The sequence below is a fragment of the Bacillus sp. DTU_2020_1000418_1_SI_GHA_SEK_038 genome (assembly GCF_032341175.1).
Classification (GTDB): Bacteria; Bacillota; Bacilli; order Bacillales; family Cytobacillaceae; genus Cytobacillus.
Window position 1 is genome coordinate 3,513,767 of record NZ_CP135435.1, and the last position, 15,407, is coordinate 3,529,173.

Below are 15,407 nucleotides of genomic sequence, written 5' to 3' on the forward strand. Positions count from 1 at the left end.
CAAAAGGGGCAACCTCAAACTATTGAGACGCGCCCCTTATTTTTATTGACTAAATCTTCCAAATCCCTTCCGCATACTCACGGATTGTGCGATCGCTGGAAAAATAACCTGAGGCAGAAATATTTCTCAAGCTCATTTTAAGCCATTTTCTTTGATCTTCATAAGCTAAACCAGCCTGCTTCTGAATTTTTACATAAGAGTCAAAATCCCGCAAAACGAAATATTGGTCATTTTCCGTTAGCAATGAATCAAAAATCGGTTCAAATTCATCATCAGCTTCTGGGAAAAAGCCGTTTATTAATTGATCGGCTACTTGTCGAATTCTTTTGTCATGATGGTAGTAATCCATCGAATTGTAGCCACCATTTTGATAATAGTTAAGAACTCTATCGGCGGTAAGGCCAAAAATAAATATATTCTCCTTACCGACCTTTTCCATAATTTCAACATTTGCCCCGTCTAGAGTTCCTACAGTTAGGGCGCCATTCATCATAAATTTCATGTTTCCTGTGCCGGAAGCTTCCTTACTGGCGGTAGAAATCTGTTCACTTATATCTGCCGCTGGAAAAACCTCTTCCGCGATAGAGACACGATAATTCTCGAGGAATATGACCTTTAACTGTTCATTAGTCCTGGCATCACGATTAACTTTATCCGCTACTGTATTGATGAGCTTAATAATTTTCTTTGCATAATAGTATCCAGGAGAGGCTTTGGCTCCAAAGATAAAAGTGCGCGGGTGCATATGGAAACTTGAATCCTCTTTTAGCTGATTATATAAATACATCACATGCAAAATATTGAGAAGCTGTCTTTTATAGGCATGAAGGCGTTTCACGTGAATATCAAAAATCGAAGAGGTATCCACCATTATACCGGTCTGATCGTTAATTCTTCTAGCGAGCCTTTCTTTATTTTGCTGTTTAACGTGGGCTAACTTTTGAAGAAAAGCTTGGTCATCTTCAATTTGGTTTAATTGGCTAAGCTGGGCTGGTTCTTGGACCCATTTATCTCCGATTCCATCTGTAATAAGCCTGGAAAGAAGGGGATTAGCTTTTAACAGCCACCTTCTATGTGTAATTCCATTTGTTTTATTATTAAATTTTTCCGGGAATACGTGATAAAAAGAGCTCATTTCCCGCTTCTTCAAAATTTCCGTATGTAGGGCGGCTACCCCATTTACGCTATAACTGCCGACTAGGGCGAGGTGGGCCATCCTTACTTCTTCATGAGCGATAATAGCCATGCTTTCGATCTGCTTCCATTCCCCCGGATATAAATCCCAAAGCTGCTGACAAAACCGCTCATTGATTTCTTCTACAATCAAATAAATCCGCGGCAGCAGGGGCTGAAATAAACGGACAGGCCATTTTTCCAGCGCTTCTGACAAGGTTGTATGATTCGTATACGAAATCGTGTTCACGGTAATATGCCATGCCTCATCCCATCCCAGGCACTCTTCATCAATTAAGACCCGCATTAGCTCTGGGATAGCGAGAACAGGGTGTGTATCATTAATATGAATACTTACATATTCGTGAAAATCATGTAATGTCGCATGCTGCTTTTTATAGGAGCGAATAATCGACCTAATGCTTGCTGAAACAAGGAAATATTGCTGCTTTAACCGGAGTATCTTACCCTCATCATGTGTATCGTCCGGATATAGGAATTCAGAAACGGACTCTGTTTCCCGTTTATATTTTAAAATGTCTTTATGAATAGGGTAGGGCGAGGGTTCTGCATTCCAGAGTCTGAGGGTATTTACCGTTTCCGTCTTGTATCCGACAATTGGCAAATCATAAGGAACAGCCGAAATCGTTTCAGCTTTCTCGTGCCGAAATACGAGCCGTCCATTTTCTTCCCTAGCTTCAACGCTCCCCCAAAAAGGAACCTCAATCGCTAAATCTGCTCTCCGAACCTCCCACACATGCCCATGCCGCAGCCATTGCTCTGGCAGCTCAATTTGATAGCCATCAACAATCTTCTGCTCAAATAAACCGTGCTTATATCGGATGCCTAAGCCATGCCCCGGCAAATTCAATGAGGCTAGAGAGTCCATGAAACAGGCAGCTAGTCTCCCAAGCCCTCCGTTCCCTAATCCTGCATCAGCCTCGATCTCATCCAATTCATATAAATCTATGCCTAAATCCTTTAAACCATCCTTTACAACGTTCTCTAGCCCTAAATTCAGCAAATTATGATGGAGCAGCCGGCCCAGCAAGAACTCAATGGAAAGATAATAGACTTGTTTGCCTCTATTGCTTCGATATCGTTCATTCGTGTTAATCCAGCTAGTACTGACATATTCTCTAATCATGTTCCCAATCGTAAAGTAATGGTCTCTTTTCGTGCTTTCTCCAAAGCTTTTTCCACATATCATTTCCAGCCTTTGCAAGAAAGCTTCTTTAAACTTTTCCTTATTAGAAAACATGACTTTCACTCCTAGAGATGATTTCGGAATATAGCCCATTATATTTTTCAGCAGACTGCGCCCAACTAAAATCCGCCGTCATGGCATTTATGACAATGTTTCTCCAATACAATTCATCCCGATAAAAGCGAAGTGCCTTTTGCACAGTAAACAGCATGTCATGAGCATTAAAATGGCCAAATGTAAAGCCGTTGCCTTCACCAGTAAGTTCATTAAAGGAGTGGACTGTATCATTTAATCCTCCTGTCTCTCTGACGACAGGAATGGCGCCATATTTCATCGCGATCATTTGTCCAAGACCACATGGTTCAAATTTAGATGGCATTAGGAATAGATCAGCTCCAGCGTACAGTTGGTGTGCCACCTCCTCGTCAAACCCAATATAAGCTCTGCATTTTTCTGGATAAGCCCATTCCATCTCTCTGAAAAATTGCTCAAACTGTGCATCACCTGTTCCCAGTATAATCAATTGGATATCTTCCGAAATGAGTTCCTGAAAAACACCGCGAACAAGATCAAGCCCCTTCTGCTCTGTTAACCTCGTAATCATCACAACTAACGGAGTATTTATCTGACTCGGAAGTCCAAATTTCTCCAGGATATATCTTTTATTAACCTGCTTCCTTTCGACTGCCTCTGGATTATATCTCTCGAAAAGGCAAGGATCATTCTTCGGATCATAAAGGGCTGTATCTATGCCATTTATGATCCCTTCTAGATCATCTTTCCTTTTCTTTAACAACCCGTGCAGCCTTTCCCCGTAGTGCTCCATTTGAATCTCTTGCTTATATGTCGGGCTCACAGTTGTGATCTTATCCGCTGCAACAATGGCACCCTTCATAAAACTAATTTGCCCATAGAATTCCAGATGATCGATATGAAAATATTGATTGCTCAGTCCAAATAAATCCTGCAGAGCCTCACGAGGCATAATTCCTTGAAACTTTAAGTTATGAATAGTAAACACCGTGCGAATGTCCTTATACCTCTCTATTGCCAGATACTGAGTTTTTAATAGAAACGGAATCATCCCTGTATGCCAATCATGACAATGAATAACGTCTGGGAAGAAATCGATAAACCCGAGACAATCCAATACAGCCCTATTAAAATAGGCAAACCGCTCCCCATCGTCAAAATAACCATATAAATTTTCCCGAGAGAAATAATATTCATTTTCTATAAAGTAATAGGTTATCCCATCAAACTGAATTTCTTCGATTCCGCAATACTGATTTCTCCATCCTACCTGTACTGAAAATTCTGCAGTTTTTTTCATTTTAACTTTATATTCTTCATTAATAGATTGGTATTTCGGGAGGATAACTCGGATATCAGCCCCAAGCTTTTTGATCTCCTTTGGCAGAGAACCAGCAACGTCAGCCAGTCCTCCCGATTTTACAAATGGAACACATTCGGATACAACAAACAACACTTTCACGAATTCATCAGAGCTCCTTGCACGGTTCCTTTTTGAATAACATAAGGAGATTGCCTTGAACCAGCTAAAACAGTTCCAGATGCTACCTTCACATCTTTATCTATAATAACTGAATCCAAATGGCAGTTTTCTCCTATTTGGCTTTTTTGCATAATAATGCAATTGTTAATAACCGAGCCTTTTCCAATCTTAACACCGCGGGATATTATGCTATTCTTGATATTCCCCTTAATTTGGCAGCCATTAGCAATCATGGAATGCTGCACAGATGAGCCTTCGAAATACCTTGCAGGCGGTTCATCCTTCACTTTTGTAAAAATCGGTTGGTCCTGAGGAAATAATTCTCTCCAAATATGTGGCTGTAGAAGCTCCATACTTACTCGAAAATACGTTTGAATAGAATCAATCCTTTCGGCAAATCCATCATATTCATAGCTGCAAATAACGTAGGAGTGGTTTAGGTCATTGACGACATCATTCATGCAAGTATAACCAGTATGTTCACGTGACTTAATGAGTTCAATTAGAAAAGAGGTCTTTACTAAGTACATCTGCAGAGATCTGCCTTGCTGGCGAATTTCCGTAATATCACACCCTGCCTGAATATGAAGGTCAAGAACTGGGCGAAAATCCATATTAAAAACCGTAAAGCAGTTAGCAATTAGTGCGTATTCCTGCTTACTTAGGTAAAAATAATCTAAATTTGCAGCAAAATGATTAAATGAGCCTATTCCATTCCTTACCCCTTCAATCATCGGTGATGGAAAAAAGAATAGGCCATCTCTTTTTCGATTTAGATCCCAATTTTTACCGGATCCTAAATGATCCATTAAGGAACGATATTGAAATTTAGGGAAAATAGCTACACTTTCTATATCAGAATTCACCATATTTGAAAGAACAAAGTCGATGAGGCGGTACCTGCCGGCAAAAGGCACCGCACCAAGCGATCGATGAATCATCAGTTCCCCCAATTCTTCGTGATAAGTTGTCGCATCAATAACACCAAGCAAACGATTCTTCACAATCTTTCCCTCCCACATTCAATCGCCTCTGCATCTTCTTATAAAAATCACATTCGTTCCTTTAGTACATCCTACAAAACATTATTTACTATTTTTTAAGAAACATATTTTTGCAGCATTTCTTCTGAAACTAAAACAATCTCATCATCCTCCATTGACCCACTTATCATCATTCCATCAGGTATATGGATATTGGAAGGAATAATGGCTTTTTCTATCACAACGTTTTTACCAATTTTGGCATTTGGCATGATCACAGCTTCCCGTATAAATGATCCCTTCCCGACTGTTACCCCTTGGAAAAGTACTGACTTATCAACATTTCCTTCAATGGTACAGCCTTCATTAATGAGTGATCCTGTAATTTTTGCCTCGGTTGAAATATATTGTGGTGGATGATTAGGGTTAACAGAGTAAATCCGCCAATTATAATCAAATAAATTTAATTCGCATGACTCATCTAACAAATCCATATTAGCCTCCCATAGGCTTTTAACGGTTCCGACATCCTTCCAATAGCCTTTAAACGGGTAGGCAAATAACTGCTTTTCTTCTTCTAAAAGTAACGGAATAATATCCTTGCCAAAGTCATGGCTGGAATTAGGATCTTGTGCATCCCTTTCTAAATATTCCTTTAGAAGGGACCAATTGAATATGTATATGCCCATGGAAGCCAAATTATTTTTGGGCACATCCGGTTTTTCTTCAAATTGGGTTATCACCATATCGTCACTTGTATTCATAATTCCAAAACGGCTAGCTTCCTCCCAAGGAACTTCAATAACTGATATCGTTGCATCCGCACCTTTTTCGATATGATAGTTAAGCATGAGCTCATAATTCATTTTATAAATATGGTCACCTGAAAGGACCAATACATATTCTGGGTTATATTGCTTTAAATAATTTATATTTTGATAAATGGCGCTCGCAGTTCCCGTGTACCACTTGACCTCAGATGATTCACTGTAAGGCGGGAGGACGGTAACCCCACCATTTCTTCGATCTAAGTCCCAAGCACTGCCGATTCCTATATACGAATTCAATACAAGTGGCTGATATTGCGTCAGCACCCCAACTGTATCAATGCCTGAATTCGTGCAATTGCTCAAAGTGAAATCAATAATCCGATATTTCCCTCCGAAGGGCACTGCAGGTTTAGCTAGGTTGTCAGTTAATGTATGGAGTCTGCTCCCTTTCCCTCCTGCCAATAACATGGCTACGCACTTCTTCCTTCCCATTTCCTTTCCTCTCCTTTCGATGTTTAACTGGACGTAGTATCGATACCCCAAAGGGGGCTACCGTCATTTTTACCGAGTATGACTTCCCATGATACGGTTCATCTTCTGTCTTTAAAACCTTCTTATTTACAAAGCCAGACCCTCCAAATTCGGCTTTATCACCATTAAATATTTCCCTGTAGGACCCCTTTTGAGGAACACCTACCCGATAATCTTCATATACACGATCTGTAAAATTACAGATGACAACAAGATGCTCGCCATCCCTTCTTCCTTTGCGGATAAAGGAAAAGATCGATTGCTGATTGTTATTCACATCAATCCACTCAAATCCCTCTTGAAGAAAGTCCATCTCAAAAAATGGCCTGGATCGCCGATATAGCTTCAGCAATTCCTTTACAAAAACATTTATTTTCTTGTGCATATCATACTCGAGCAAATGCCAATCAAGCTGCTCTTTAGTCTTCCATTCAGAAAATTGCCCTAGTTCTGCCCCCATAAATAAAAGCTTTTTTCCCGGGTGGGCAATCATATAGCCTAACAATAACCGCAGCTGTGCAAACTTGTTCAAGTAATCTCCAGGCATCTTATTTAATAGAGACCTTTTCCCATGGACGACTTCATCATGTGAAAAGGGCAAAACAAAGTTTTCATTAAAGGCATACAGCAGTGAAAAGGTCATTTTTCCATGAACATCCGACCGTGAATCTGGTTCTGTTTCCATATAGCTTAGGACATCATTCATCCAGCCCATATTCCATTTGTATTGAAAGCCAAGGCCACCGTAATGTACGGGTGAGGTCACTTGCGGCCATTCACTTGAATCTTCAGCCATTACCAAGAATGAAGGATCCTGCTCATAAACGGCATCGTTTAATTTTTGCAAAAAATGGATGCCCAATGGATTTTCTGTTTCTTCATACCGATTCGGCCAATAAATGATATTGGACACGGCATCAAGGCGAAAACCATCTATATGATAGGTTTCCATCCAGAAAAGCGCATTTGAAATTAAAAAGCTATGTACTTCATTTTTCCCAAGGTTAAAGTTTGCTGTGCCCCAGACAGCATTTTCACTGTCCCAAGAATTTTCATATTCGTACAAATGCGTTCCATTAAACTCATATAGTCCGTGGGCATCCTTGCAAAAATGTCCAGGCACCCAGTCAAGAATAACCCCAATGCCATTTTGATGGCATTGATCAATAAAATACATAAAATCATGTGGGGTACCATATCTGCTTGTAACAGAATAATAGCCTGTTCCCTGATAGCCCCATGATTCGTCGAGCGGGTGCTCGACAATGGGTAATAGCTCAATATGAGTAAATCCAAGCTCCACTATATGAGGAACTAATTCAGCAGCTAATTCTCTGTAAGATAAAAAGCGGCCATCCTTTTTCTTTCGCCACGATCCTAAATGGACTTCATAAATGGCCATAGGCTCTGACAGAGTATTCTTTTTCTCTCTTTTCTGCATCCAATGATCATCATTCCACGAATATCCATCAAGTGAATATACAATAGATGCTGTACCTGGCCTAGTTTCCGAATAAAAGCTAAATGGATCCGATTTTAAGAAATGTTTACCCTCCTTAGTAATCATTTCGTACTTGTATAAACATCCCTGTAAATCCATATCAACATTAATCATCCAAATTCCTTCATTATTTACTCTATGTAAGAGGTACCCCTCTCCATTCCAATCATTAAAATCACCGACTAATCTGACAATTTCTACATTCGGCGCCCAGACACAAAACCGTGTAATTACCTTGTCATCCTTTTTTATAATATGTGCACCAAAGAGGCGATAACTTTCAAAAAGAGTTCCCTCATGAAATAAATGCATTTGATAATCTGTTGGAAAAACTGTGTTCATTCCAATCTTCTCCTTCTAATCCCAGTGGCTTCCATGATTATATTCGAGTAGTTTTAGAAAAGACCTTGTTAAGATTTTCTAAATTTTTTGACAACAACTTTAACAATGTGTCAATTAACATCAAGATATAAAGGTAATCTTGAAATTTCGACATAATTTATTGTCGTGATTGACAAAATAAAACAAGCAACAATTTGAATTCAGAGCTCCACTTTATTTTGAACAGTAGGCTTTTTACGTGAATGGGCATTAATAAGTCGAGCTGATGATGACCGTTCCTCGCTTATTGCTGTTGGGGCGTGTAACTTTGGTGGGGATTGGTTACCGAGGTTGACTCTTTTGGGCTGAAACAGACACCAAAATGAATTGACGGTTCTCGCTTCTTACACATATCTATTAGTTAAAAGGAGACATTTAAATTGAGTAATAAAGAAGAAGAGTTTTTAATTAACGAAGCTTCTAAAGATGAAGTGAAGGTCCCCCTATTCGGACCGCCAGATGGAAAGATTCTTGCAGTTGGAGAGATGTTCCGAGGTCCTTCCACCGGAATAACATCGGAATTCGATCTGGATAACCCCGGAATAAAATTGCACGAAAAAGATGAAAGGTTTGACTAGCGGAAAAGCTTGTAATAGAAAACGCTTGGAGCGTTTTATTCCAAGCGTTTAAGCATGACTAAATTTTTTGATAAGATTAAAGGAGATTTAAACGATTTGTAAGATTTCATCTGGAGTTTGAATCATATAGTCAGGATTTTCAGATTGTACCACTTCGATACCGTCATAGCCCCAACCAACCCATATAACTTTTACATTACACTTTTTGCAGGCAACGATATCCCGATGCTCATCTCCGACATAAATAACCTCTGAAGGCTGCAAATTGTGAGATTTCAAGAATTTTTTTATCACTTTATCCTTACCAAAAATACGGCTGGAACAAAGAATATCAGTTACCTTAATCCCATTACGATTTAAAAACTCTCTAATATTATCCTCTGTATTAGATGAAATAATGGCTGTATGGTAACCTCTGATTTCTAATTCACTTAATAACTCCTTCATACCTTCAAATAAAGTCACGTCCAATATTGATTGTCGATAGGCTGTGTAGAGCTCTGGCATCAAAATGGGCAATTTATACATAGGAAAATTTAATACCCTGCTGCGTTCTTTAATAGTTAGCTTTTTTAAATCCTCTAGGCTCTCGTGCTCTAGTTTTTTAAATCGGTGCTTTTCCGCCAGATGATTCCAAGCAGAAACAAATGCATATTGAGAATTGGCAATCGTTCCATCAAAATCAAAAATAATATACTTAATCATCTACTATTTCTCCTTATGGCTATTATTAGTTTATTCGTCTCATATAAATTAGATATTTTTCCTATATACAAAAAATACCACAGAACCTTAGTCTGTGGCATCTTTTTACATCGTTACTTTTAATTGAATAAAAAAAAGCTGCCAACACAATTGGTTGACAACCTTTTTTATGACCCGTACGGGATTCGAACCCGTGTTACCGCCGTGAAAGGGCGGTGTCTTAACCGCTTGACCAACGGGCCAAATTATGGCGGAGAAGGAGGGATTTGAACCCTCGCGCCGCTTACGCGACCTACACCCTTAGCAGGGGCGCCTCTTCAGCCTCTTGAGTACTTCCCCATAATGGCTCCGCAGGTAGGATTCGAACCTACGACCGTTCGGTTAACAGCCGAATGCTCTACCACTGAGCTACTGCGGAATAGTTAGTATAATTTAATTAATATAAAAATGGTGGGCCTAAATGGACTCGAACCATCGACCTCACGCTTATCAGGCGTGCGCTCTAACCAGCTGAGCTATAGGCCCATCATTGGAGCGGGTGAAGGGAATCGAACCCTCATCAACAGCTTGGAAGGCTGTGGTTTTACCACTAAACTACACCCGCATTTTAAGTGAATAAGGAATTATTTATTTTTTACGAACTTTCATGCCTCTTCCTCTTCTAGCAAATTCAGGGATGAGAATGCGTCGAGGCAACTCGAAGTTTACTCATGGATGTTTTTGCTCGTGGCTGTGGTTTTACCACTAAACTACACCCGCATTAAGTAATAATTAAATGGTGGCTCAGGACGGAATCGAACCGCCGACACAAGGATTTTCAGTCCTTTGCTCTACCGACTGAGCTACTGAGCCATAAAATATATTGCTTCCTAAAGTTTGAATAGCTTAAGAAATGTGTTCCAAAGTCCTTCGGTCTTTGTCACAGATTTTAAACGCTTGCCATTCGGTGAAGGTTTGCTTCGAAGCTACAATCTTTTAAAATCCTCTACCGACTGAGCTACTGAGCTACTATTGAAATAATGGCGGTCCGGACGGGACTCGAACCCGCGACCTCCTGCGTGACAGGCAGGCATTCTAACCAACTGAACTACCGGACCAGATTGCGGGGACAGGATTTGAACCTGCGACCTTCGGGTTATGAGCCCGACGAGCTACCGGACTGCTCCACCCCGCGATAATAATATTTATATGATTTTTACTATGCTCATATAAAGCATAAGGACTGTCCCGATTTCAGGATGCTTAATCAAGCAGCGGCTCAATCGGTACAACTCGCAGTTGATTCATGGAGTAACGCTCGTTGCTCCACCCCGCGATAATAGTATTTATAATAAAAATAATGGAGGAGGTAGAGGGATTCGAACCCCCGCGAGCCGTTAAGCCCCTGTCGGTTTTCAAGACCGATCCCTTCAGCCGAACTTGGGTATACCTCCAAATAATAAACAAAATGGTGGACCTTGTAGGACTCGAACCTACGACCGGACGGTTATGAGCCGTCTGCTCTAACCAGCTGAGCTAAAGGTCCTCAATTTGGTAGCGGCGGAGGGGATCGAACCCCCGACCTTACGGGTATGAACCGTACGCTCTAGCCAGCTGAGCTACACCGCCAAATTAAAGTATCTTATTATTATTGATATTGGTGGAGCCTAGCGGGATCGAACCGCTGACCTCCTGCGTGCAAGGCAGGCGCTCTCCCAGCTGAGCTAAGGCCCCATAATTAATTATTAATATGGTCGGGAAGACAGGATTCGAACCTGCGACCCCTTGGTCCCAAACCAAGTGCTCTACCAAGCTGAGCTACTTCCCGTAAATACTTATTATTTGATATAATGGCGCGCCCGAAAGGAGTCGAACCCATAACCTTCTGATCCGTAGTCAGACGCTCTATCCAATTGAGCTACGGGCGCATTAGTTTATATCAATGGTGCCGAGGACCGGAATCGAACCGGTACGGTAGTCACCTACCGCAGGATTTTAAGTCCTGTGCGTCTGCCAGTTCCGCCACCCCGGCATGTTTGGAGCGGAAGACGGGATTCGAACCCGCGACCCCCACCTTGGCAAGGTGGTGTTCTACCACTGAACTACTTCCGCTTATCTTTATGAATGCGGGTGAAGGGAGTCGAACCCCCACGCCTCGCGGCGCCAGATCCTAAGTCTGGTGCGTCTGCCAATTCCGCCACACCCGCATATATAAATGGTGAGCCATGAAGGACTCGAACCTTCGACCCTCTGATTAAAAGTCAGATGCTCTACCGACTGAGCTAATGGCTCGGGATAAAATGTTATTTCCTAAAACTTGATAGTGGTCATACTGTGCTTCAAAACCCTACGGTTTTTGTCGCAGATTTTAAAAGTTTGCCATTCGAGGATGATGAGCTTCGGTGCTGCAAGCTTTTAAAATCCTCTACCGACTGAGCTAATCGCTCTGAACTACGTGGTGCCGGCCAGAGGACTCGAACCCCCAACCTACTGATTACAAGTCAGTTGCTCTACCAATTGAGCTAGGCCGGCATAATTAAATAATCATTTTTAAATTTAATTGTTGCTAGTAACTGTGCTCCAAAGCCCTACGGTCTTTGTCGCAGATTTTAAAAGTTTGCCATTCGAGGAGGTAAAGCTTCGTTGTTGCAAGCTTTTAAAATCCTCTACCAATTGAGCTAGGCCGGCATAATTATGGTGGAGGATGACGGGATCGAACCGCCGACCCTCTGCTTGTAAGGCAGATGCTCTCCCAGCTGAGCTAATCCTCCAGTTATTAAGCCTAGCGACGTCCTACTCTCACAAGGGGACAGCCCCTAACTACCATCGGCGCTGAGAAGCTTAACTTCCGTGTTCGGGATGGGAACGGGTGTGACCTTCTCGCTATCGCCACTAGACTTTTATTAAGGACAATATTTATTATATCGTCTTTTTTACTTTTTTCAAGAGAAAAATTAATTTTATTCCCTCAAAACTAGATAATGTTGAAGAAGTTATTCGAGTAATCATACTAAATGTGGTTAAGTCCTCGACCGATTAGTATTTGTCAGCTCCACGTGTCGCCACGCTTCCACCTCAAACCTATCAACCTGATCATCTTTCAGGGGTCTTACTAGCTTGACGCTATGGGAAATCTCATCTCGAGGGGGGCTTCATGCTTAGATGCTTTCAGCACTTATCCCGTCCGCACATAGCTACCCAGCTATGCCTTTGGCAAGACAACTGGTACACCAGCGGTGCGTCCATCCCGGTCCTCTCGTACTAAGGACAGCTCCTCTCAAATTTCCTGCGCCCACGACGGATAGGGACCGAACTGTCTCACGACGTTCTGAACCCAGCTCGCGTACCGCTTTAATGGGCGAACAGCCCAACCCTTGGGACCGACTACAGCCCCAGGATGCGATGAGCCGACATCGAGGTGCCAAACCTCCCCGTCGATGTGGACTCTTGGGGGAGATAAGCCTGTTATCCCCGGGGTAGCTTTTATCCGTTGAGCGATGGCCCTTCCATGCGGAACCACCGGATCACTAAGCCCGACTTTCGTCCCTGCTCGACTTGTAGGTCTCGCAGTCAAGCTCCCTTATGCCTTTACACTCTTCGAATGATTTCCAACCATTCTGAGGGAACCTTTGGGCGCCTCCGTTACTCTTTAGGAGGCGACCGCCCCAGTCAAACTGCCCACCTGACACTGTCTCCCGCCCCGATCAGGGGCGCGGGTTAGAATTTCAATACAGCCAGGGTAGTATCCCACCAATGCCTCCACCGAAGCTGGCGCTCCGGCTTCCAAGGCTCCTACCTATCCTGTACAAGCTGTACCGAAATTCAATATCAGGCTACAGTAAAGCTCCACGGGGTCTTTCCGTCCTGTCGCGGGTAACCTGCATCTTCACAGGTACTATAATTTCACCGAGTCTCTCGTTGAGACAGTGCCCAGATCGTTACGCCTTTCGTGCGGGTCAGAACTTACCTGACAAGGAATTTCGCTACCTTAGGACCGTTATAGTTACGGCCGCCGTTTACTGGGGCTTCAATTCAGAGCTTCGCTTGCGCTAACCCCTCCTCTTAACCTTCCAGCACCGGGCAGGCGTCAGCCCCTATACTTCGCCTTGCGGCTTCGCAGAGACCTGTGTTTTTGCTAAACAGTCGCCTGGGCCTATTCACTGCGGCTCATCCGGGCTATTCACCCAAATGAGCACCCCTTCTCCCGAAGTTACGGGGTGATTTTGCCGAGTTCCTTAACGAGAGTTCTCTCGCTCACCTTAGGATTCTCTCCTCGCCTACCTGTGTCGGTTTGCGGTACGGGCACCTTTTCCCTCGCTAGAGGCTTTTCTTGGCAGTGTGGATTCAGGAACTTCGGTACTATATTTCCCTCGCTATCACAGCTCAAGCTTAACGCAAGCGGGATTTGCCTCGCTTGCACTCTAACTGCTTAGACGCGCTATTCCAGCAGCGCGCTTACCCTATCCTCCTGCGTCCCCCCATTGCTCAAACGGTAAAGAGGTGGTACAGGAATATCAACCTGTTGTCCATCGCCTACGCTTTTCAGCCTCGGCTTAGGTCCCGACTAACCCTGAGCGGACGAGCCTTCCTCAGGAAACCTTAGGCATTCGGTGGATGGGATTCTCACCCATCTTTCGCTACTCATACCGGCATTCTCACTTCTAAGCGCTCCACCAGTCCTTACGGTCTAGCTTCAACGCCCTTAGAACGCTCTCCTACCACGGACATCGCAGATGTCCATCCACAGCTTCGGTGATACGTTTAGCCCCGGTACATTTTCGGCGCAGAGTCACTCGACCAGTGAGCTATTACGCACTCTTTAAATGGTGGCTGCTTCTAAGCCAACATCCTGGTTGTCTAAGCAACTCCACATCCTTTTCCACTTAACGTATACTTTGGGACCTTAACTGGTGGTCTGGGCTGTTTCCCTCTTGACTACGGATCTTATCACTCGCAGTCTGACTCCCATGGATAAATCTTTGGCATTCGGAGTTTGTCTGAATTCGGTAACCCGATGAGGGCCCCTAGTCCAAACAGTGCTCTACCTCCAAGATTCTAACAACATGAGGCTAGCCCTAAAGCTATTTCGGAGAGAACCAGCTATCTCCAAGTTCGATTGGAATTTCTCCGCTACCCACACCTCATCCCCGCACTTTTCAACGTGCGTGGGTTCGGTCCTCCATCCAGTGTTACCTGGACTTCAACCTGGACATGGGTAGGTCACCTGGTTTCGGGTCTACGACCACATACTCATACGCCCTATTCAGACTCGCTTTCGCTGCGGCTCCGTCTATTCAACTTAACCTTGCATGTAATCGTAACTCGCCGGTTCATTCTACAAAAGGCACGCCATCACCCGTTAAAGGGCTCTGACTACTTGTAGGCACACGGTTTCAGGAACTATTTCACTCCCCTTCCGGGGTGCTTTTCACCTTTCCCTCACGGTACTGGTTCACTATCGGTCACTAGGGAGTATTTAGCCTTGGGAGATGGTCCTCCCTGCTTCCGACGGGATTTCACGTGTCCCGCCGTACTCAGGATCCACTCTGGAGGGAACGAAGTTTCAACTACAGGGCTTTTACCTTCTCTGGCCGGCCTTTCCAGACCTGTTCATTTACCTCGTTCCTTTGTAACTCCGTATAGAGTGTCCTACAACCCCAAGAGGCAAGCCTCTTGGTTTGGGCTAATCCCGTTTCGCTCGCCGCTACTCAGGGAATCGCGTTTGCTTTCTCTTCCTCCGGGTACTTAGATGTTTCAGTTCCCCGGGTCTGCCTTCAATACCCTATGTATTCAGGTAAAGATACTGTTCCATTACGAACAGTGGGTTCCCCCATTCGGAAATCTCCGGATCAAAGCTTACTTACAGCTCCCCGAAGCATATCGGTGTTAGTCCCGTCCTTCATCGGCTCCTAGTGCCAAGGCATTCACCGTGCGCCCTTATTAACTTAACCTTGTTCGGTGAATGATAAGCGGCGCATCTCTGCGTCAGCTCCGTCACTGTGCTCCTCGCGTACCAACTGCGTACGCTCCGGTGCTCGTTCTGTCGCTTCCTTGATCTGCTTGCTTCTCATCCCCCTCACAAC

Annotated in this window: 7 protein-coding genes, 20 tRNA genes and 2 rRNA genes; 1 reads left to right on the forward strand and 28 read right to left on the reverse strand. The window is 43.4% G+C overall.

Annotated features, from left to right (window positions below):
- Window positions 1–49: 49 nt before the first annotated feature.
- The 5 genes from RRV45_RS17545 to glgB form a co-directional block, all read right to left on the reverse strand.
- The gene (locus RRV45_RS17545; RefSeq protein WP_315665971.1) at window positions 50–2,434 is read right to left on the reverse strand and encodes a glycogen/starch/alpha-glucan phosphorylase; all 2,385 of its coding nucleotides are present in this window, start codon (window positions 2,432–2,434) and stop codon (window positions 50–52) included.
- Window positions 2,424–3,875, reverse strand: coding sequence for a glycogen synthase GlgA (glgA, locus tag RRV45_RS17550; RefSeq protein ID WP_315665972.1), 1,452 nt, complete (start codon window positions 3,873–3,875; stop codon window positions 2,424–2,426). Before glgA ends, RRV45_RS17545 begins: the two co-directional genes overlap by 11 nt.
- Complete coding sequence (locus tag RRV45_RS17555) at window positions 3,872–4,900, reverse strand: GlgC family sugar phosphate nucleotidyltransferase (RefSeq protein WP_315665973.1); 1,029 nt, start codon at window positions 4,898–4,900, stop codon at window positions 3,872–3,874. Before RRV45_RS17555 ends, glgA begins: the two co-directional genes overlap by 4 nt.
- Window positions 4,901–4,995: 95 nt before the next feature.
- A complete protein-coding gene (locus tag RRV45_RS17560) occupies window positions 4,996–6,141 on the reverse strand; it encodes a glucose-1-phosphate adenylyltransferase (RefSeq protein WP_315665974.1) in 1,146 nt (381 codons plus the stop codon).
- Window positions 6,071–8,023, reverse strand: coding sequence for a 1,4-alpha-glucan branching protein GlgB (glgB, locus tag RRV45_RS17565; RefSeq protein ID WP_315665975.1), 1,953 nt, complete (start codon window positions 8,021–8,023; stop codon window positions 6,071–6,073). The genes RRV45_RS17560 and glgB overlap by 71 nt, the downstream gene beginning before the upstream one ends.
- Before the next feature lie 419 nt (window positions 8,024–8,442).
- Between glgB and RRV45_RS17570 the strand changes: the two genes are divergently transcribed.
- The gene (locus tag RRV45_RS17570) at window positions 8,443–8,640 is read left to right on the forward strand and encodes a hypothetical protein (RefSeq protein WP_315665976.1); all 198 of its coding nucleotides are present in this window, start codon (window positions 8,443–8,445) and stop codon (window positions 8,638–8,640) included.
- A gap of 87 nt (window positions 8,641–8,727) precedes the next feature.
- On the opposite strand, the gene RRV45_RS17575 is transcribed toward RRV45_RS17570, so the two are convergent.
- From RRV45_RS17575 to RRV45_RS17685, 23 genes are all read right to left on the reverse strand, one after another.
- Window positions 8,728–9,345, reverse strand: coding sequence for an HAD-IA family hydrolase (locus RRV45_RS17575; RefSeq protein WP_315665977.1), 618 nt, complete (start codon window positions 9,343–9,345; stop codon window positions 8,728–8,730).
- Window positions 9,346–9,515: 170 nt separating this feature from the next.
- Window positions 9,516–9,587: transfer RNA gene (locus RRV45_RS17580), tRNA-Glu, on the reverse strand.
- A gap of 6 nt (window positions 9,588–9,593) precedes the next feature.
- Window positions 9,594–9,684: transfer RNA gene (locus RRV45_RS17585), tRNA-Ser, on the reverse strand.
- A 4-nt stretch (window positions 9,685–9,688) separates the two neighbouring features.
- A tRNA-Asn gene (locus tag RRV45_RS17590) sits at window positions 9,689–9,763 on the reverse strand.
- A gap of 30 nt (window positions 9,764–9,793) precedes the next feature.
- Window positions 9,794–9,870: transfer RNA gene (locus RRV45_RS17595), tRNA-Ile, on the reverse strand.
- A 5-nt stretch (window positions 9,871–9,875) separates the two neighbouring features.
- Window positions 9,876–9,949, reverse strand: a tRNA-Gly gene (locus tag RRV45_RS17600).
- 172 nt (window positions 9,950–10,121) lie between these two features.
- Window positions 10,122–10,197: transfer RNA gene (locus tag RRV45_RS17605), tRNA-Phe, on the reverse strand.
- A gap of 168 nt (window positions 10,198–10,365) precedes the next feature.
- Window positions 10,366–10,442 (reverse strand) — tRNA-Asp (locus RRV45_RS17610).
- 3 nt (window positions 10,443–10,445) lie between these two features.
- Window positions 10,446–10,519 (reverse strand) — tRNA-Met (locus tag RRV45_RS17615).
- 166 nt (window positions 10,520–10,685) lie between these two features.
- Window positions 10,686–10,778 (reverse strand) — tRNA-Ser (locus tag RRV45_RS17620).
- Between the two features lie 15 nt (window positions 10,779–10,793).
- Window positions 10,794–10,870: transfer RNA gene (locus tag RRV45_RS17625), tRNA-Ile, on the reverse strand.
- Window positions 10,871–10,876: 6 nt separating this feature from the next.
- Window positions 10,877–10,953: transfer RNA gene (locus tag RRV45_RS17630), tRNA-Met, on the reverse strand.
- 29 nt (window positions 10,954–10,982) lie between these two features.
- Window positions 10,983–11,058 (reverse strand) — tRNA-Ala (locus tag RRV45_RS17635).
- Window positions 11,059–11,075: 17 nt separating this feature from the next.
- Window positions 11,076–11,152: transfer RNA gene (locus tag RRV45_RS17640), tRNA-Pro, on the reverse strand.
- Between the two features lie 23 nt (window positions 11,153–11,175).
- Window positions 11,176–11,252: transfer RNA gene (locus tag RRV45_RS17645), tRNA-Arg, on the reverse strand.
- Between the two features lie 15 nt (window positions 11,253–11,267).
- A tRNA-Leu gene (locus tag RRV45_RS17650) sits at window positions 11,268–11,356 on the reverse strand.
- Window positions 11,357–11,361: 5 nt separating this feature from the next.
- Window positions 11,362–11,436, reverse strand: a tRNA-Gly gene (locus RRV45_RS17655).
- A 13-nt stretch (window positions 11,437–11,449) separates the two neighbouring features.
- Window positions 11,450–11,531, reverse strand: a tRNA-Leu gene (locus RRV45_RS17660).
- A gap of 9 nt (window positions 11,532–11,540) precedes the next feature.
- A tRNA-Lys gene (locus tag RRV45_RS17665) sits at window positions 11,541–11,616 on the reverse strand.
- Window positions 11,617–11,780: 164 nt separating this feature from the next.
- A tRNA-Thr gene (locus RRV45_RS17670) sits at window positions 11,781–11,856 on the reverse strand.
- Between the two features lie 163 nt (window positions 11,857–12,019).
- Window positions 12,020–12,095: transfer RNA gene (locus RRV45_RS17675), tRNA-Val, on the reverse strand.
- 9 nt (window positions 12,096–12,104) lie between these two features.
- Window positions 12,105–12,221 (reverse strand): 5S ribosomal RNA (rrf, locus tag RRV45_RS17680).
- Between the two features lie 119 nt (window positions 12,222–12,340).
- Window positions 12,341–15,275 (reverse strand): 23S ribosomal RNA (locus RRV45_RS17685).
- Window positions 15,276–15,407 lie beyond the last annotated feature (132 nt).